The organism is Pseudomonas folii (assembly GCF_014357575.1).
GTDB lineage: Bacteria > Pseudomonadota > Gammaproteobacteria > Pseudomonadales > Pseudomonadaceae > Aquipseudomonas > Aquipseudomonas folii.
This window is the reverse complement of the sequence record NZ_JACONW010000009.1, coordinates 47,922-66,349: the sequence shown is the minus strand read 5'-3', so window position 1 is coordinate 66,349 and position 18,428 is coordinate 47,922. Positions and strand designations below refer to the sequence as shown.

Below are 18,428 nucleotides of genomic sequence, written 5' to 3'. Positions count from 1 at the left end.
CCTACCGGTCCAGCGTTCATGCGCCAACATCGGTAGGACCGAATTCATTCGGGAGGGGTGCATGCCAGGCGATACACAGGCTGCGGATGTTCCATCCCCTCTCGCGAACAAGTTCGCTCCTACCGTCCAGCGTCCATGCGCCAACCTCGGTAGGACCGAATTTATTCGGGAGAGCGTCATCTGTCCCGACGCTTATCTGTTTGGATGACTGCGCTTCGCGGCTAAAGCCGCTTCTACGAGCATCGCCAGGCTGCGCCGCCGCTTCCTGTCTGGCCATCGCCTCGCAGCCCGCTCCGTTCCGAAATAACCATAAGCCGTTTCTATGCATCTTCGGTTTGCGTGGCTATGATGCGAGCCTTATTGAATGGCGACCTTTAAATGCTGACGTTGTTAAAGCTCCTTCAGGATGGGAAATTTCATTCCGGGCAGGCTCTGGGTGAGGCTCTCGGAGTGAGTCGGACTTCTGTGTGGAAGCAGCTCCAGCAGCTGGAGTCTGAGCTGGATATCGGTGTTCATAAGGTCAAGGGGCGTGGCTATAGGCTGGAGAGCCCTATAGCCCTTCTGGATGCTGATGAGATATCTGCTGTCGCTGGCAGGGCGTGTGCCTGGCCTGTTGTCATCTACGATTCAATAGGTTCAACCAACGCCGCGGCTGTAAAGCTGATCGCTGATAATTCCCCGCCACCGTTTATTGTCTTGGCGGAGCGTCAGACTGCCGGTCGCGGTCGTCGAGGGCGCAAGTGGGTCAGTCCTTTTGGTGAGAACATCTACTACAGTCTGGCGCTACGTATTGATGGTGGAATGCGTCAGTTGGAAGGGATGAGTCTGTTGATTGGTCTCGCGGTTTTAAAAACGCTACGCGAGATGGGTGTTCAAAGTGCGGGTTTAAAGTGGCCCAACGATGTCCTGGTAGGGCGTCGCAAGATTGCCGGAATACTGTTGGAATTGGTGGGTGATCCTGCAGATGTCTGTCACGTGATTATTGGCATTGGTATCAATGTAAATATGCGTGCGACGGAGGAAGTGGATCAGCTGTGGACCTCCTTGAGATTGGAGGTCGGATCGATGGCGAGCCGTAATGAGCTCGCGGGTAAACTGACCCGCAATATCGAAGAGTATTTATCAGTGCATCAGGTCTCGGGCTTTGAGGTATTCAAGTCTGAGTGGGAAGCTAATCACCTATGGCAAGGCAGCGCTGTCAGTCTGCTTGCGGGTAATCAGGCAGTCGAGGGTGTCGTTCTGGGTATTGATCCACAGGGCGCGTTGCGATTGCAGGTTGGGAGCGACGAAAAAGTGTTCAGTGGTGGAGAGCTCAGCTTGAGGTTGCGTAATGATACTTGAGCTGGATTGTGGGAATAGCTTCATAAAGTGGCGTGTTATTCGGCGAGGGCTACCAGTCGTTGTGGCGGGTGGCGTTGTCGACTCTGATGAAAAGCTCGTTGATGCTATCGCTTCAATTCCCGGGTTGAGTCTCCGGCATAGTCGCATGGTGAGTGTCCGTAATGAGGAGGAGACACAGAAGCTGGCTCTTGCGATTACGGAGTCATTTGGCCTTCAGACTCAATGTGCGAGCTCGGCCAGGGTGCTGGCGGGTGTGAGGAATGGTTATGAGGCCTATGAACGCCTCGGCCTTGATCGATGGTTGGCGCTGGTAGGTGCTTACGCGACTGTCGGGAGGTCATGCCTGGTGCTTGATTTGGGTACAGCGGTAACCTCGGACTTCGTTGATGCGCAGGGAGAGCATCTTGGGGGATTTATCTGTCCTGGTATGCCGTTGATGCGCGGGCAGCTGAAAACTCATACACGTCGTATTCGATATGATGACGCGGCGGCTGAAGAAGCGCATTCCAGCTTCGCTCCGGGGCGCTCGACCGCAGAAGCTGTGGAACGGGGGTGCACCCTGATGTTAAGAGGCTTTGCTGTATCTCAGTTGGAGCTTGCACATCAGTATTGGGGGGATGACTTTGTTGTCTTCGTAACCGGGGGGGATGCGGATCTGGTCAAGGACGTTACGCCCGGTGCGAAGCTCGTGCCTGACCTGGTGTTTGTCGGCCTCGCATTAGCCTGTCCTTTGCTTTGAGGTTTCTATGCGGTGGTTGTTTCTTTTACTGCTGATGTTGAATGGCTTTTACTACGTGTGGCATCAGCAGGAAGCTCCGCTGAGAGCTAAAGAGGTTTTGCCATTGTCCCTGCATCGTGCTGAGCAGCAGAATATTCATCTGCTAAGTGAATCCGGCGCTCAGAGCGATCAAGCGTCAGATCGAGAGGCTCAAGACAAGTGCCTGTATCTTGGTGGCTTCATTCGGCAGGATGAAGCTCGTACGGTTGAGCAAAGACTCATGAGTCTGGATGTTCAGACGCAATTTCATGTGCAGCATCTTGGTGGTGTTAGTACGTACTGGGTCAAAATAGATCCTGCTAGTCGTCGACTCGTCGGGGATAGTCTCCTGGGCGGGCTCTCTCAAGATTTCCCTGAACTAAAAAGCAAAATAATGTTGTGCGAAGGCATTGCAACCGGAGAGTAGTTTGCATAGAATGGCGCCCGCTTCGCAGTGCTTGATAATTTGTCCAAAGCTGCAAAGTGACAGTCAACGCATGTAACCTCAGGTTTTTACTGAGAAAAAGGTTGACAGAAGGGTAGCATGAGTTGAGAATGCTGCCTCGTTCAGGAGGGGTTCCCGAGCGGCCAAAGGGATCAGACTGTAAATCTGACGTCTACGACTTCGAAGGTTCGAATCCTTCTCCCTCCACCATATTTCAGGCTGTGCAGCAAGTTAGGCGGGTATAGTTTAGTGGTAGAACCTCAGCCTTCCAAGCTGATGATGCGGGTTCGATTCCCGCTACCCGCTCCAGATTTGCTGTATGTCCAAAGAGTTTGCTCTTGTAGCTCAGTTGGTAGAGCACACCCTTGGTAAGGGTGAGGTCAGCGGTTCAAATCCGCTCAAGAGCTCCATTATAAAGGCAGATATGAAAATATCTGCCTTTGTTTTACTGATCGTTTTGCTGTCATTTCGAAGCGATTAGTTGATCCGTCATTGGCTATATACGCTTTCCCTGTTGGGTGCGGTGTGAGGGCTGGATCAAAAGGCTGTTGAAAAATTCTTGTTGGGCTGGCATATTGGTCGGCCTGATTTTGCTTTTAGGTCAGTAGCTCAATTGGCAGAGCGACGGTCTCCAAAACCGTAGGTTGGGGGTTCGATTCCCTCCTGACCTGCCAGATTCACTAGATTGTATCTGGCTTTCTTTTCACAGGATTATCGTAGATGACTCTCAAGGCTGAAGCCCAAGAATCTCGCTTCGATCTGCTCAAGTGGCTGGTTGTGGTCGCTCTGGTAGTGGTTGGGGTTGTCGGTAATCAATACTACTCAGCTCAACCTATTTTGTATCGCGTCCTGGTCCTGCTTGTGCTGGCTGGGGTTGCTGCATTTGTTGGTTTGCAGACTGCTAGAGGCAAGGCTTTCTTTGTTTTGGCTAAGGAAGCTCGTGCTGAAATTCGCAAAGTCGTTTGGCCGACTCGCCAAGAAACCACTCAGACCACGTTGATTGTTGTGGCTGTTGTTCTGGTTATGGCGTTGCTGTTGTGGGGGCTTGATTCCCTGCTCGGTTGGCTTGTTTCCTTGATTGTTGGCTAAGGGTGTCCCGTGGCTAAGCGTTGGTACGTAGTGCATGCTTATTCGGGTTACGAAAAGCATGTAATGCGCTCGTTGATCGAGCGTGTGAAGCTGGCTGGCATGGAAGATGGCTTCGGCGAAATTCTGGTTCCCACTGAAGAAGTGGTGGAAATGCGTAACGGCCAGAAGCGCAAAAGCGAGCGTAAATTCTTTCCAGGTTATGTGCTGGTCCAGATGGACATGAATGAAGGTACTTGGCACTTGGTCAAGGACACTCCTCGTGTCATGGGCTTCATTGGTGGTACGGCTGACAAGCCTGCACCTATTACAGATAAAGAAGCTGACGCGATTCTTCGTCGCGTGGCTGATGGCAGCGACAAGCCTAAACCCAAGACTCTGTTTGAGCCGGGTGAAGTGGTTCGCGTCACAGACGGTCCATTTGCAGATTTCAATGGCACGGTCGAAGAAGTTAACTACGAGAAGAGCCGCATTCAAGTTGCAGTGCTCATTTTCGGTCGCTCTACTCCTGTGGAGCTGGAGTTCAGTCAGGTCGAAAAGGTCTAACTGAGCGAGAATCCCATACCCCGTAGCCGTAGGCTGTGGGGTTTTTTCGTCACTGGGATAAACGTGCAAGTAACCGGGGAGCCTTGATTGGCGTTTGAACCCGTAATTGGAGTGCCTCATGGCCAAGAAAATTACCGCTTACATCAAGCTGCAAGTGAAAGCTGCTCAAGCTAACCCAAGCCCGCCAGTTGGTCCGGCCCTGGGTCAGCATGGCGTGAACATCATGGAATTCTGCAAGGCCTTCAACGCCCGTACTCAGGGTCTTGAGCCAGGTCTGCCGACTCCAGTGATCATCACTGTCTATAGCGACCGTAGCTTCACTTTCGAAACAAAGAGCACCCCTGCTTCGGTTCTGCTGAAGAAAGCTGCTGGTTTGACTAGCGGTTCGGCACGTCCGAACACCGTTAAAGTTGGCACCGTGACTCGTGCACAGCTGGAAGATATCGCCAAAGCAAAAAATGCGGATCTGACTGCTGCTGACATGGAAGCGGCCGTGCGTACCATCGCCGGTTCCGCTCGTAGCATGGGCCTTAACGTGGAGGGTGTGTAATGGCTAAGCTGACCAAGCGCCAAAAAGCTATCGCGGCTAAAATCGAGCCGGGCAAATCTTACAGCTTCACCGACGCAGCTACCTTGCTGGCCGAGCTGTCGACCGTCAAGTTCAGCGAGTCTGTAGACGTTGCTGTAAACCTCGGCGTTGATCCGCGTAAATCTGACCAGGTTGTTCGTAGCGCTACCGTGCTGCCACACGGCACTGGCAAGACCGTTCGCGTTGCTGTGTTCACCCAGGGTCCTGCTGCAGAAGCCGCTCTGGCTGCCGGCGCTGATCGCGTTGGTATGGACGATCTGGCTGCCGAAATGAAAGGCGGCGATCTGAACTATGACGTCGTTATCGCTTCCCCGGACGCGATGCGTGTTGTTGGTCAGTTGGGTCAGATCCTCGGTCCTCGCGGCCTGATGCCTAACCCTAAAGTCGGCACTGTTACTCCTGACGTTGCTAACGCCGTCAAGAATGCCAAGGCTGGTCAGGTTCGTTATCGCACCGACAAAAACGGCATCATCCACACTTCAGTTGGCAAGGTCGGTTTCGACGCAGTCAAGCTGAAAGAAAACGTTGAAGCCCTGATCGCTGATCTTAAGCGTATCAAGCCAGCTTCCTCGAAAGGCATCTACGTTAAGCGCGTAACCTTGAGCACCACTATGGGCCCTGGCCTGGTGATCGACCAGGGTTCCCTGGACGCGTAAGACAAATTGGTGCGCTTGCAGCACCAATGAAAAAATTGGGGTCCCTGCCTGGCGGGGGCTATCCAAGACCGTAGGCGGCGCAAGTCTTAAAATACAAGCCTACGCAGATGGTGCTCCCGGTTCCTTACCGAATCAGACACCAAAACGACATTTGGCTCAGGTCAGATGAAACGGTAACAAGCAGGAGTTAAACCCGTGGCAATTAAACTCGAAGACAAGAAGGCCATCGTCGCTGAAGTCAACGAGGCTGCCAAAGTCGCTCTGTCTGCTGTCGTGGCTGATGCCCGTGGCGTGACAGTAGGCGCAATGACCGGACTCCGTAAAGAGGCTCGTGAAGCTGGTGTCTACGTACGTGTTGTACGTAACACACTGCTCAAGCGTGCTGTTGAAGGTACTGATTTCAGTGTCCTCAACGACGCGTTCACAGGCCCGACCCTGATTGCATTCTCTAACGAGCATCCTGGCGCTGCTGCCCGTTTGTTCAAAGAGTTTGCCAAGGGTCAGGATAAGTTCGAGATCAAGGCAGCTGCGTTCGAGGGCAAGTTCCTCGCAGCTAATCAGATCGACGTACTGGCAACCTTGCCGACCCGTGACGAAGCAATTTCCCAGCTGATGAGCGTGATTCAAGGCGCTACCAGCAAATTGGCTCGTACTCTGGCGGCTATTCGCGACCAAAAAGAAGCTACCGCAGCCTAAGGCTCCGTACCTTCTTTCGCGTATTTTTGTTTATTTCGATGGTCGCGTAGGCCGTCCCCCAATTCAGGAATTAGATTCATGTCTATCTCTCAAGACGATATCCTCAACGCAGTTGGCGAAATGTCCGTTCTGCAGGTTGTTGAGCTGATCAAAGCATTCGAAGAAAAGTTCGGTGTTACTGCCGCTGCTGCTTCTGCTGGTCCAGCTGCTGCTGCCGCTGTTGTTGAAGAGCAAACTGAATTCAACGTCATGCTGCTGGAAGCTGGCGAGAAGAAAGTTAACGTCATCAAGGCTGTACGTGAGCTGACCGGTCTGGGCTTGAAAGAAGCCAAGGCTGTAGTTGACGGCGCACCAGGTATGGTTCTGGAAGCAGTGGCGAAAGACGCTGCTGACAAAGCCAAAGCTACGCTGGAAGAAGCAGGCGCTAAAGTCGAGCTGAAGTAAGTATCGACCTTGAGTGTCCAGCCCAAGCGTTAAGCGAAAGGCTGATGGCTGGTGGCTCTTGCCACCGGCCTTTTTCCGTTATAGATGACTGGCTCGGCCGGCATCCATAATGTGTAAAACCACCGGAATGGTGGCGCAAACCAAGGGGTTTGCACGATTTTCTGGCTGCTCCCGTCGGGAGGAGCCAAACAAGCAGGTGACCAAGCTGGGGAACGCTGATGGCTTACTCATATACTGAGAAAAAACGTATCCGCAAGGACTTTAGCAAGTTGCCGGACGTAATGGATGTGCCGTATCTCCTGGCCATCCAGCTGGATTCGTATCGCGAATTCCTGCAAGCGGGAGCTACCAAAGATCAGTTCCGCGACGTCGGTCTGCATGCAGCCTTCAAATCCGTTTTCCCGATCATCAGCTACTCCGGCAATGCTGCGCTGGAGTATGTAGGTTATCGCTTGGGCGAACCGGCATTTGATGTCAAAGAGTGCGTGCTGCGCGGTGTGACTTACGCTGTACCTCTGCGAGTAAAAGTCCGTTTGATCATTTTCGACAAAGAATCGTCGAACAAAGCGATCAAGGACATCAAAGAGCAAGAAGTCTACATGGGTGAAATCCCCCTGATGACTGAGAACGGCACCTTTGTTATCAATGGTACCGAGCGCGTTATCGTTTCCCAGCTGCACCGTTCCCCGGGCGTGTTCTTTGACCACGACCGCGGCAAGACGCACAGCTCCGGCAAGCTGCTTTATTCCGCTCGCATCATTCCTTACCGTGGTTCGTGGCTGGACTTCGAGTTCGATCCAAAGGACTGTGTATTCGTCCGTATCGACCGTCGTCGCAAGCTGCCTGCTTCGGTATTGCTGCGCGCGCTTGGCTACACGACAGAACAAGTCCTGGATGCTTTCTACACCACCAACGTGTTCCACGTTCACGGTGAGAATCTCAGTCTGGAACTGGTTCCTCAGCGTCTGCGCGGTGAAATTGCCGTCCTGGATATCCTGGATGACAAAGGCAAGGTTATTGTCGAGCAAGGTCGCCGTATTACTGCTCGTCATATCAACCAGCTGGAAAAAGCCGGTATCAAGCAACTGGAAGTGCCTTTGGACTACGTCCTGGGTCGCACCACTGCCAAGGTAATCGTGCATCCAGCCACTGGCGAGATCATTGCTGAGTGCAACACCGAGCTGAACACCGAGATCCTGGCTAAAGTCGCCAAGGCGCAGGTCGTTCGTATCGAAACGTTGTACACCAACGATATCGACTGCGGTCCATTTGTTTCGGATACGCTGAAAATCGATTCGACCAGCAATCAGCTCGAAGCTCTGGTCGAGATCTACCGCATGATGCGTCCAGGCGAGCCGCCTACCAAGGACGCAGCAGAAACCCTGTTCAACAATCTGTTCTTCAGTCCGGAGCGCTATGACCTCTCTGCTGTAGGCCGGATGAAGTTCAACCGTCGCATCGGTCGCACCGAGATCGAAGGCTCTGGCGTTCTGTGCAAAGAAGATATCGTCGCCGTTCTCAAGACGCTGGTTGATATCCGTAACGGTAAAGGCATCGTCGACGACATCGACCACTTGGGTAACCGTCGTGTTCGTTGTGTTGGCGAAATGGCTGAAAACCAGTTCCGCGTTGGCTTGGTACGTGTTGAGCGTGCAGTCAAAGAGCGTCTGTCGATGGCAGAAAGTGAAGGCCTGATGCCTCAGGATCTGATCAACGCCAAGCCAGTTGCCGCAGCGGTTAAAGAGTTCTTTGGTTCCAGCCAGCTTTCCCAGTTCATGGACCAGAACAACCCGCTGTCCGAGATCACGCACAAGCGTCGTGTATCTGCACTCGGCCCTGGTGGTCTGACTCGTGAGCGTGCTGGCTTTGAAGTTCGTGACGTACACCCGACTCACTACGGTCGTGTATGCCCGATTGAGACGCCGGAAGGTCCGAACATCGGTCTGATCAACTCCTTGGCTGCTTATGCGCGCACCAACCAGTACGGCTTCCTCGAGAGCCCGTACCGTGTTGTTAAAGACGCTCTGGTAACTGACGAAATCGTTTTCCTCTCTGCAATTGAGGAGGCCGACCACGTCATCGCCCAGGCTTCTGCGGCGATGAACGACAAGAAGGTCCTGATCGACGAGCTGGTTGCTGTACGTCACTTGAACGAGTTCACCGTCAAGGCTCCAGAAGACGTGACATTGATGGACGTATCGCCGAAGCAGGTAGTTTCGGTTGCGGCCTCGCTGATCCCGTTCCTCGAGCACGACGACGCCAACCGTGCGTTGATGGGTTCCAACATGCAGCGTCAGGCTGTTCCTACTCTGCGTGCTGACAAGCCGCTGGTAGGTACTGGCATGGAGCGCAACGTGGCTCGCGACTCCGGCGTTTGCGTCGTGGCTCGTCGTGGCGGCGTTATCGACTCTGTTGATGCAAGCCGTATCGTGGTTCGTGTTGCTGATGATGAAGTTGAAACCGGTGAAGCTGGTGTCGACATCTACAACCTGACCAAGTACACCCGCTCCAACCAGAACACCTGCATCAACCAGCGTCCGCTGGTGAGCAAAGGTGATCGTGTTGAGCGTAGCGACATCATGGCTGATGGTCCGTCCACCGATATGGGTGAGCTGGCTCTGGGTCAGAACATGCGCATCGCGTTCATGGCGTGGAACGGCTTCAACTTCGAAGACTCCATCTGCCTATCTGAGCGTGTTGTTCAGGAAGATCGTTTCACCACGATCCACATTCAGGAACTGACCTGTGTGGCGCGTGACACCAAGCTTGGGCCTGAAGAAATCACTGCAGACATCCCGAACGTGGGTGAAGCTGCACTGAACAAACTGGACGAAGCCGGTATCGTTTACGTAGGTGCCGAGGTTGGTGCTGGCGACATTCTGGTAGGTAAGGTCACGCCTAAAGGCGAGACCCAACTCACGCCAGAAGAAAAACTGCTGCGCGCTATCTTCGGTGAGAAGGCAAGCGACGTTAAAGACACATCCCTGCGCGTACCTACCGGTACCAAAGGTACTGTCATTGACGTTCAGGTCTTCACCCGTGATGGTGTTGAGCGTGACGCTCGCGCACTGTCCATCGAGAAGACTCAGCTGGACGAGATCCGCAAGGACTTGAACGAAGAGTTCCGTATCGTTGAAGGCGCTACTTTCGAACGTCTGCGTTCCGCTCTGGTTGGCCGTAAGGTCGAAGGCGGCGCTGGCTTGAAGAAAGGCCAGGACATCACCGACGAAGTTCTCGACGGTCTTGAGCACGGCCAGTGGTTCAAACTGCGCATGGCTGAAGATGCTCTGAACGAGCAGCTCGAGAAAGCTCAGGCTTACATCGTTGATCGTCGCCGTCTTCTGGATGACAAGTTCGAAGACAAGAAACGCAAGCTGCAGCAGGGCGATGACCTGGCTCCAGGCGTTCTGAAAATCGTCAAGGTTTACCTGGCAATCCGTCGTCGCATCCAGCCGGGCGACAAGATGGCCGGTCGTCACGGTAACAAGGGTGTGGTCTCCGTGATCATGCCGGTTGAGGATATGCCGCACGATGCCAATGGCACGCCGGTCGATATCGTTCTCAACCCGTTGGGCGTACCTTCGCGTATGAACGTTGGTCAGATTCTCGAAACTCACCTGGGCCTGGCGGCCAAGGGCTTGGGCGAGAAGATCAACCGCATGCTCGAGGAGCAGCGTAAAGTTGCTGAACTGCGTAAGTTCCTGACCGAGATCTATAACGAGATCGGTGGCCGTCAAGAGAAGCTGGAGGACTTTAGCGATAAAGAAATCCTGGATCTGGCGAAGAACCTGCGTAATGGTGTGCCAATGGCTACGCCAGTGTTCGACGGTGCCAAGGAAGTTGAAATCAAGGCAATGCTGAAACTGGCAGATATGCCAGAGAGCGGCCAGATGCAGCTGTTCGATGGTCGCACCGGCAACAAGTTTGAGCGTCCGGTTACTGTTGGCTACATGTACATGCTGAAGCTGAACCACTTGGTGGACGACAAGATGCATGCGCGTTCCACTGGTTCTTACAGCCTCGTTACCCAGCAGCCGCTGGGTGGTAAGGCTCAGTTCGGTGGTCAGCGTTTCGGGGAGATGGAGGTGTGGGCGCTGGAAGCATACGGCGCGGCCTACACTCTGCAGGAAATGCTCACAGTGAAGTCGGACGATGTGAACGGCCGTACCAAGATGTACAAAAACATCGTGGATGGCGATCACCGTATGGAGCCGGGCATGCCCGAGTCTTTCAACGTGTTGATCAAAGAAATCCGTTCGCTCGGCATCGATATCGATCTGGAAACCGAATAACACGTGACGCGAATCGAGGGTGGGTCGGTATGACTGCCCTCTGCTCCGCCAGGAGGAAAGGCCTTGAAAGACCTACTGAATTTGCTGAAAAACCAGGGTCAAGTCGAAGAGTTCGACGCCATCCGTATTGGATTGGCATCGCCTGAGATGATCCGTTCGTGGTCGTTCGGTGAAGTTAAAAAGCCGGAAACCATCAACTACCGTACGTTCAAACCTGAACGTGACGGCTTGTTCTGCGCCAAGATCTTTGGTCCGGTCAAGGATTACGAGTGCCTGTGCGGTAAGTACAAGCGCCTGAAACACCGTGGTGTGATCTGCGAGAAGTGCGGCGTTGAAGTTGCACTGGCCAAGGTCCGTCGTGAGCGTATGGCTCACATCGAACTGGCATCGCCTGTTGCCCACATCTGGTTCCTGAAATCACTGCCGTCCCGTATCGGCTTGCTGATGGACATGACCCTGCGTGATATCGAACGTGTTCTCTATTTCGAGAGCTATGTCGTAATCGATCCAGGCATGACCACCCTTGAAAAAGGTCAGCTGCTGAATGATGAGCAGTACTTCGAAGCGCTGGAAGAGTTCGGTGATGACTTCGACGCCCGCATGGGTGCTGAAGCCGTTCGTGAGCTCCTGCACGCTATCGATCTGGAGCATGAGATTGGTCGTCTGCGTGAAGAAATTCCGCAAACCAACTCCGAAACCAAGATCAAGAAGCTGTCCAAGCGTCTGAAGCTGATGGAAGCCTTCCAGGGGTCGGGTAACCTGCCTGAGTGGATGGTTTTGACCGTTCTGCCGGTTCTGCCGCCAGATTTGCGTCCATTGGTTCCGCTGGACGGTGGTCGCTTCGCGACTTCTGACCTCAACGATCTTTATCGTCGAGTGATCAACCGTAACAACCGTTTGAAGCGTCTGCTTGATCTGTCCGCTCCGGACATCATCGTGCGCAACGAAAAGCGTATGTTGCAGGAAGCTGTCGATGCTCTGCTCGACAACGGCCGTCGCGGTCGCGCCATCACTGGCTCGAACAAGCGTCCTCTGAAATCCCTGGCTGACATGATCAAGGGTAAGCAGGGTCGTTTCCGTCAGAACTTGCTCGGTAAGCGTGTTGACTACTCGGGTCGTTCGGTAATTACCGTTGGTCCGACCCTGCGTCTGCACCAGTGCGGTCTGCCGAAGAAAATGGCTCTCGAGCTGTTCAAGCCTTTCATTTTTGGCAAGCTGGAAATGCGTGGCCTCGCCACGACCATCAAAGCTGCCAAGAAGATGGTTGAGCGCGAGCTGCCGGAAGTCTGGGACGTTCTCGCAGAAGTTATCCGCGAACACCCAGTGCTGCTGAACCGTGCGCCAACGCTTCACCGTCTGGGCATCCAGGCTTTTGAACCGGTACTGATCGAAGGTAAAGCTATCCAGCTGCACCCTCTGGTCTGTGCTGCGTACAACGCCGACTTCGACGGCGACCAGATGGCCGTACACGTACCGCTGACGCTGGAAGCCCAGCTCGAAGCGCGTGCGTTGATGATGTCGACCAACAACATTCTGTCCCCAGCCAACGGTGAGCCAATCATCGTTCCTTCGCAGGACGTTGTATTGGGTCTGTACTACATGACTCGTGAAGCGATCAACGCCAAAGGCGAAGGTCGTGTGTTCGCGGATCTGCAGGAAGTCGACCGTGTATTCCGCGCCGGCGAAGCCGCGCTGCATGCCAAGGTTAAAGTCCGGATCCACGAAACGATCAACGATCGTGATGGTGGCAGCGTCAAGAACACCCGTATCGTCGACACCACTGTCGGCCGTGCGCTGTTGTTCCAGGTGGTTCCGGCTGGCCTTTCGTATGACGTGGTCAACCAGCCAATGAAGAAAAAGGCGATCTCCAAGCTGATCAACCAGTGCTACCGCGTGGTTGGTTTGAAAGAGACCGTTATCTTCGCTGACCAGTTGATGTACACCGGTTTTGCTTACTCGACTATTTCGGGTGTTTCCATTGGTGTTAACGACTTCGTTATCCCTGATGAAAAAGCTCGGATCATCGACGCGGCTACTGAAGAAGTTAAAGAGATCGAAAGCCAGTACGCTTCGGGCCTGGTAACTCAGGGCGAGAAGTACAACAAGGTGATCGACCTTTGGTCCAAGGCGAACGACGAAGTCTCGAAAGCGATGATGTCGAACCTGTCCAAAGAGCGCGTTATCGACCGTCACGGCGTCGAAGTTGATCAAGAATCCTTCAACTCGATGTACATGATGGCTGACTCCGGTGCACGGGGTTCGGCTGCACAGATTCGTCAGCTGGCGGGTATGCGTGGTCTGATGGCCAAGCCGGATGGCTCGATCATTGAGACGCCGATCACTGCGAACTTCCGTGAAGGCTTGAGCGTACTTCAGTACTTCATCTCTACTCACGGTGCTCGTAAGGGTCTTGCGGATACCGCGTTGAAGACAGCTAACTCCGGTTATCTGACTCGTCGTCTGGTTGACGTTGCCCAGGATCTGGTTGTTACCGAAGTTGACTGCGGTACCGAACACGGTCTGCTGATGACTCCGCACATTGAAGGCGGTGACGTTGTTGAGCCGTTGGGTGAGCGCGTACTGGGTCGAGTAATCGCCCGTGACGTATTCAAGCCTGGCACCGACGAAGTCATCGTGCCTGCCGGTACGCTGGTAGACGAGAAGTGGGTTGAGTTCATCGAGCTGAATAGCATCGACGAAGTAATCGTTCGTTCGCCGATCAGTTGTGAAACCCGTTACGGCATCTGCGCCAAGTGCTACGGCCGTGATCTGGCTCGTGGTCACCAGGTAAACATCGGTGAAGCGGTCGGCGTAATTGCTGCCCAGTCCATCGGTGAGCCGGGTACCCAGCTCACCATGCGTACGTTCCACATCGGTGGTGCGGCAAGCCGGACCTCTGCTGCTGACAGCGTTCAGGTGAAAAACGGCGGTACTGTTCGCCTGCATAACCTGAAACACGTTGAGCGAGTAGACGGTCACCTGGTAGCTGTGTCCCGTTCGGGCGAGCTGGCCATCGCTGATGATTACGGTCGTGAGCGTGAGCGTTACAAGCTGCCTTACGGTGCAGTGATTTCGGTGAAGGAAGGCGACAAGGTCGACGCAGGTTCGATCGTGGCCAAGTGGGATCCGCACACTCACCCAATCGTTACCGAAATGAAAGGTACCGTGACCTACGTGGGCATGGAAGAAGGCATCACGATCAAGCGTCAGACAGACGAATTGACCGGTATGACCAACATTGAAGTTCTGGATGCCAAAGACCGTCCAGCAGCTGGCAAAGATATTCGCCCTGCTGTGAAAATGGTTGGTGTTGATGGTAAGGATCTGTTGCTGCCAGGAACCGATGTTCCTGCACAGTACTTCCTGCCAGCTAACGCACTCGTTGGTGTCGCGGATGGTGTGCAGGTTGCGATCGGTGATGTTATCGCCCGTATCCCGCAAGAAACATCGAAGACTCGAGACATCACCGGTGGTCTGCCGCGTGTTGCCGATTTGTTCGAAGCTCGTCGTCCGAAAGAGGCGTCGATCCTTGCAGAGGTCAGCGGTACGATTGCATTCGGTAAAGAAACCAAAGGCAAGCGTCGTCTGGTTATTACCCCGAACGATGGCAGCGATCCGTACGAAGAGCTGATTCCGAAGTGGCGCCACCTGAACGTCTTTGAAGGCGAACAGGTTAACCGCGGCGAAGTTATCTCTGACGGTCCTAGCGATCCACACGATATCCTGCGTCTGCTGGGTGTAAGTGCGCTGGCCAAGTACATCGTTAACGAGATCCAGGACGTTTACCGTCTGCAGGGCGTGAAGATCAACGACAAGCACATCGAGACCATCCTGCGTCAGATGTTGCGTAAAGTTGAAATCTCCGAATCTGGCGATTCCACCTTTATCAAAGGTGATCAGATGGAGCTGACTCACGTACTGGTCGAGAACGAGCGTCTGAACGCGGAAGAGAAATTTGTTTCCAAGTTCACCCGTGTACTGCTGGGTATCACCAAGGCTTCGTTGTCCACTGAGTCGTTCATTTCCGCGGCGTCTTTCCAAGAGACAACCCGTGTACTGACCGAAGCAGCAGTAACAGGCAAGCGCGACTATCTGCGCGGTCTGAAGGAAAACGTGGTTGTGGGTCGTTTGATCCCGGCTGGTACAGGTCTGGCTTATCACAGCGAGCGCAAGCGTCGCCGTGAAGTAGACAAACCGTTGCGCGTGAGCGCGAGCGAAGTCGAAGCAGCATTGACTGAAGCGTTGAACTCAAGCGGTAACTAAAGGGTAAGGCCTCGGCCTCCTGGCTCATCAAGCGGCAGATAAATTCTGTCGCTGGACGAGAAAGGACGTCGGGGCTTTGTCTTGACTGGGGACAGGATCCTCTTTAGACTCTTGTACCCCTAAATTTGGCGGGACTCGCGTCCTGCCATTTTGCTTTTCTTGCAAGACAATAGCGTCGCAAGACAACAGTGGAGCTAGTAGATGGCAACTATCAACCAGCTGGTACGTCAGCCGCGCAAGCGTATCGTCGAGAAATCCGACGTACCTGCGCTGCAGAACTGCCCGCAACGTCGTGGCGTATGCACTCGTGTGTATACCACCACGCCGAAAAAACCTAACTCGGCACTGCGTAAAGTATGCCGTGTGCGCCTGACCAACGGTTTCGAGGTTTCCTCGTACATCGGTGGTGAAGGTCACAACCTGCAAGAGCACAGCGTGGTACTGATTCGTGGCGGTCGTGTAAAAGACTTGCCAGGTGTTCGTTATCACACCGTTCGCGGTTCTTTGGATACTTCCGGCGTTAAGGGTCGTAACCAGGGTCGTTCGAAGTACGGTACCAAGAAGCCTAAGTAGTATTTGGCTTCCTGTGACAAATTGCAGATTTCTATTTTTCTGAGTCGATAAGAGTAAGGTCGGGCGCACTCCAGAGTGAGTGGTGGTCCCGAGCTACCTGAAGACCGTTTGAGGGCTTATCCATGCCAAGAAGACGCGTAGCAGCCAAGCGCGAAGTGCTTGACGATCCAAAATACGGAAGCCAAATTCTGGCCAAGTTCATGAACCACGTAATGGAAAGCGGCAAAAAAGCCGTTGCCGAGCGTATCGTTTATGGCGCGCTGGAAAAGGTTAAAGAACGCAAGAACAGCGATCCCCTGGAAATCTTCGAGAAAGCTCTCGACGCCATCGCTCCGCTGGTCGAAGTAAAGTCGCGCCGTGTAGGCGGTGCTACTTACCAGGTTCCGGTCGAAGTTCGTCCGTCCCGTCGTAATGCATTGGCAATGCGCTGGCTGGTAGACTTCGCGCGCAAGCGCGGTGAGAAGTCTATGGCTCTGCGTTTGGCTGGCGAACTGCTGGACGCCGCTGAAGGTAAAGGTGCTGCAGTTAAGAAGCGTGAAGACGTGCACCGTATGGCTGAAGCTAACAAAGCTTTCTCGCACTACCGCTTCTAATTTCAGCGTCACTAATTTTGCGAGGGCTTTATGGCTCGTACTACTCCGATTAACCGCTACCGTAACATCGGTATCGTTGCTCACGTGGATGCTGGTAAAACCACCACCACTGAGCGCGTCCTTTTTTACACTGGCGTAAACCACAAAATGGGCGAGGTGCATGATGGCGCCGCGACCATGGACTGGATGGTGCAAGAGCAGGAGCGGGGTATTACCATTACTTCCGCTGCTACGACGGCATTCTGGGCTGGCTCCGTCAAGCAGTTCGAGAAACATCGCTTCAACATCATCGATACTCCGGGTCACGTTGACTTCACCATTGAAGTAGAGCGCTCCCTGCGCGTACTCGATGGCGCGGTCGTTGTGTTCTGCGGTACGTCGGGTGTTGAGCCTCAGTCGGAAACCGTATGGCGTCAAGCCAACAAATACGGCGTTCCACGTCTTGTTTATGTAAACAAGATGGACCGTGCTGGTGCGAACTTCCTGCGCGTGATCGGTCAGATCAAGCAGCGTCTGGGTCACACTCCGGTGCCGATCCAGTTGGCTATCGGTTCTGAAGACAATTTCCAGGGTCAGATCGATCTGATGACCATGGAAGCTGTTTACTGGGATGACGCTGACAAGGGCATGGCCCCTCGTCGCGAAGCTATCCCGGCTGAGCTGCAAGAGCTGGCTGACGAGTGGCGCAGCAACATGGTTGAAGCTGCCGCTGAAGCCAACGAAGAGCTGATGAACAAATACCTCGAAGGTGAAGAACTCACCATCGCGGAAATCGAAGGCGCTTTGCGTCAGCGTACGATCGCTGGCGAAATCGTTCTGGCAGTTTGCGGTTCTTCCTTCAAGAACAAGGGTGTTCCCCTGGTTCTCGACGCAGTGATCAAGTACCTGCCTGCGCCTGTAGACATTCCTGCCATCAAGGGTTCAGACCCGGATGACGAGACTGTTGAAATGGAGCGTCATGCAGACGACAACGAGCCGTTCTCGGCTCTGGCGTTCAAGATCGCTACCGACCCATTCGTGGGTACTTTGACCTTTGCTCGTGTTTACTCGGGCGTGTTGAGCTCCGGCGACGGCGTGATCAACTCGGTTAAAGGCAAGAAAGAGCGTGTTGGTCGTATGGTGCAAATGCACGCGAACACACGTGAAGAGATCAAAGAGGTTCGCGCTGGTGACATCGCGGCTCTGATCGGCATGAAGGACGTCACCACTGGTGATACCCTCTGCTCGGCTGACAAGCCAATCATTCTGGTTCGTATGGACTTCCCGGAGCCGGTTATTTCGGTTGCCGTTGAGCCTAAGACCAAGGATGACCAGGAAAAAATGGGTATCGCTCTGGGCAAGCTTGCTCAGGAAGACCCGTCTTTCCGTGTAAAAACTGATGAAGAGACTGGTCAAACGATCATCTCTGGCATGGGCGAGTTGCACTTGGACATCCTGGTTGACCGGATGCGCCGTGAGTTCAACGTTGAAGCCAACATCGGTAAACCACAGGTTTCCTATCGTGAGAAAATCACGAAGGCTTGTGAGATCGAAGGCAAGTTCGTTCGTCAGTCCGGCGGTCGTGGTCAGTTCGGCCATTGCTGGATCCGTTTTGCTCCTGCTGACGAAGGTCAGGAAGGTCTGCAATTCGTAAACGAAGTAGTGGGTGGTGTTGTTCCTAAGGAATACATCCCTGCTATCCAGAAGGGTATCGAAGAGCAGATGAAGAACGGTGTTGTTGCCGGCTATCCGCTGATCGGCCTGAAGGCTACCGTTTTCGATGGTTCTTACCACGACGTCGACTCCAACGAGATGGCGTTTAAGGTGGCAGCCTCCATGGCGACCAAGCAACTTGCTACCAAGGGTGGCGGTGTTGTACTTGAGCCGATCATGAAGGTTGAAGTTGTTACACCTGAGGACTACATGGGCGACGTGATGGGTGACCTGAACCGTCGTCGCGGTCTGATCCAGGGTATGGAAGATACGGTTTCTGGCAAAGTGATTCGCGCCGAAGTACCGTTGGGTGAGATGTTCGGTTATGCGACCGACGTTCGCTCCATGTCCCAGGGTCGCGCGAGCTACTCTATGGAATTCTCCAAATACTCCGAAGCTCCGTCGAATGTCGTCGAAGCTATCGTTAAAAAACAAGGCTGATTTCAGCCCCTTTA

General features: G+C 53.8%; 14 protein-coding genes and 4 tRNA genes. All 18 read left to right on the top strand.

Annotated elements, in window-relative coordinates:
- Window positions 1–378 precede the first annotated feature (378 nt).
- On the top strand, window positions 379–1,341 hold the full coding sequence (gene birA, locus H8S59_RS03940) for a bifunctional biotin--[acetyl-CoA-carboxylase] ligase/biotin operon repressor BirA (protein ID WP_187520565.1): 963 nt from the start codon (window positions 379–381) through the stop codon (window positions 1,339–1,341).
- Window positions 1,331–2,080, top strand: a complete 750-nt coding sequence (locus tag H8S59_RS03935; protein ID WP_187520564.1) for a pantothenate kinase — start codon at window positions 1,331–1,333, stop codon at window positions 2,078–2,080. Before birA ends, H8S59_RS03935 begins: the two co-directional genes overlap by 11 nt.
- A gap of 7 nt (window positions 2,081–2,087) precedes the next feature.
- A complete protein-coding gene (locus H8S59_RS03930) occupies window positions 2,088–2,525 on the top strand; it encodes a hypothetical protein (RefSeq protein WP_187520563.1) in 438 nt (145 codons plus the stop codon).
- Between the two features lie 143 nt (window positions 2,526–2,668).
- Window positions 2,669–2,753, top strand: a tRNA-Tyr gene (locus H8S59_RS03925).
- Between the two features lie 25 nt (window positions 2,754–2,778).
- Window positions 2,779–2,852, top strand: a tRNA-Gly gene (locus tag H8S59_RS03920).
- A 25-nt stretch (window positions 2,853–2,877) separates the two neighbouring features.
- A tRNA-Thr gene (locus H8S59_RS03915) sits at window positions 2,878–2,953 on the top strand.
- A 188-nt stretch (window positions 2,954–3,141) separates the two neighbouring features.
- Window positions 3,142–3,217 (top strand) — tRNA-Trp (locus H8S59_RS03910).
- A gap of 46 nt (window positions 3,218–3,263) precedes the next feature.
- The gene (gene secE, locus H8S59_RS03905) at window positions 3,264–3,632 is read left to right on the top strand and encodes a preprotein translocase subunit SecE (protein WP_087267420.1); all 369 of its coding nucleotides are present in this window, start codon (window positions 3,264–3,266) and stop codon (window positions 3,630–3,632) included.
- A 9-nt stretch (window positions 3,633–3,641) separates the two neighbouring features.
- The gene (gene nusG, locus H8S59_RS03900) at window positions 3,642–4,175 is read left to right on the top strand and encodes a transcription termination/antitermination protein NusG (protein WP_020290714.1); all 534 of its coding nucleotides are present in this window, start codon (window positions 3,642–3,644) and stop codon (window positions 4,173–4,175) included.
- 118 nt (window positions 4,176–4,293) lie between these two features.
- Entirely contained in the window at window positions 4,294–4,725 is a 432-nt protein-coding gene (rplK, locus tag H8S59_RS03895) for a 50S ribosomal protein L11 (protein ID WP_020290713.1), read from the top strand.
- On the top strand, window positions 4,725–5,420 hold the full coding sequence (rplA, locus tag H8S59_RS03890; protein ID WP_032626524.1) for a 50S ribosomal protein L1: 696 nt from the start codon (window positions 4,725–4,727) through the stop codon (window positions 5,418–5,420). Before rplK ends, rplA begins: the two co-directional genes overlap by 1 nt.
- A 195-nt stretch (window positions 5,421–5,615) precedes the next feature.
- Window positions 5,616–6,116: a 50S ribosomal protein L10 gene (gene rplJ / locus H8S59_RS03885; RefSeq protein WP_027898295.1), complete on the top strand. Its 501-nt coding sequence runs from the start codon at window positions 5,616–5,618 to the stop codon at window positions 6,114–6,116.
- A gap of 78 nt (window positions 6,117–6,194) precedes the next feature.
- On the top strand, window positions 6,195–6,560 hold the full coding sequence (gene rplL, locus H8S59_RS03880; protein WP_187520562.1) for a 50S ribosomal protein L7/L12: 366 nt from the start codon (window positions 6,195–6,197) through the stop codon (window positions 6,558–6,560).
- Between the two features lie 218 nt (window positions 6,561–6,778).
- Window positions 6,779–10,852: a DNA-directed RNA polymerase subunit beta gene (rpoB, locus tag H8S59_RS03875; RefSeq protein WP_095100567.1), complete on the top strand. Its 4,074-nt coding sequence runs from the start codon at window positions 6,779–6,781 to the stop codon at window positions 10,850–10,852.
- A gap of 63 nt (window positions 10,853–10,915) precedes the next feature.
- Window positions 10,916–15,115, top strand: a complete 4,200-nt coding sequence (gene rpoC, locus H8S59_RS03870; RefSeq protein WP_027898298.1) for a DNA-directed RNA polymerase subunit beta' — start codon at window positions 10,916–10,918, stop codon at window positions 15,113–15,115.
- 201 nt (window positions 15,116–15,316) lie between these two features.
- On the top strand, window positions 15,317–15,688 hold the full coding sequence (rpsL, locus tag H8S59_RS03865) for a 30S ribosomal protein S12 (RefSeq protein ID WP_002555494.1): 372 nt from the start codon (window positions 15,317–15,319) through the stop codon (window positions 15,686–15,688).
- Between the two features lie 122 nt (window positions 15,689–15,810).
- Window positions 15,811–16,281: a 30S ribosomal protein S7 gene (rpsG, locus tag H8S59_RS03860; RefSeq protein ID WP_002555493.1), complete on the top strand. Its 471-nt coding sequence runs from the start codon at window positions 15,811–15,813 to the stop codon at window positions 16,279–16,281.
- A gap of 30 nt (window positions 16,282–16,311) precedes the next feature.
- The gene (fusA, locus tag H8S59_RS03855; protein ID WP_027898299.1) at window positions 16,312–18,414 is read left to right on the top strand and encodes an elongation factor G; all 2,103 of its coding nucleotides are present in this window, start codon (window positions 16,312–16,314) and stop codon (window positions 18,412–18,414) included.
- The last annotated feature ends 14 nt before the right edge of the window (window positions 18,415–18,428 follow it).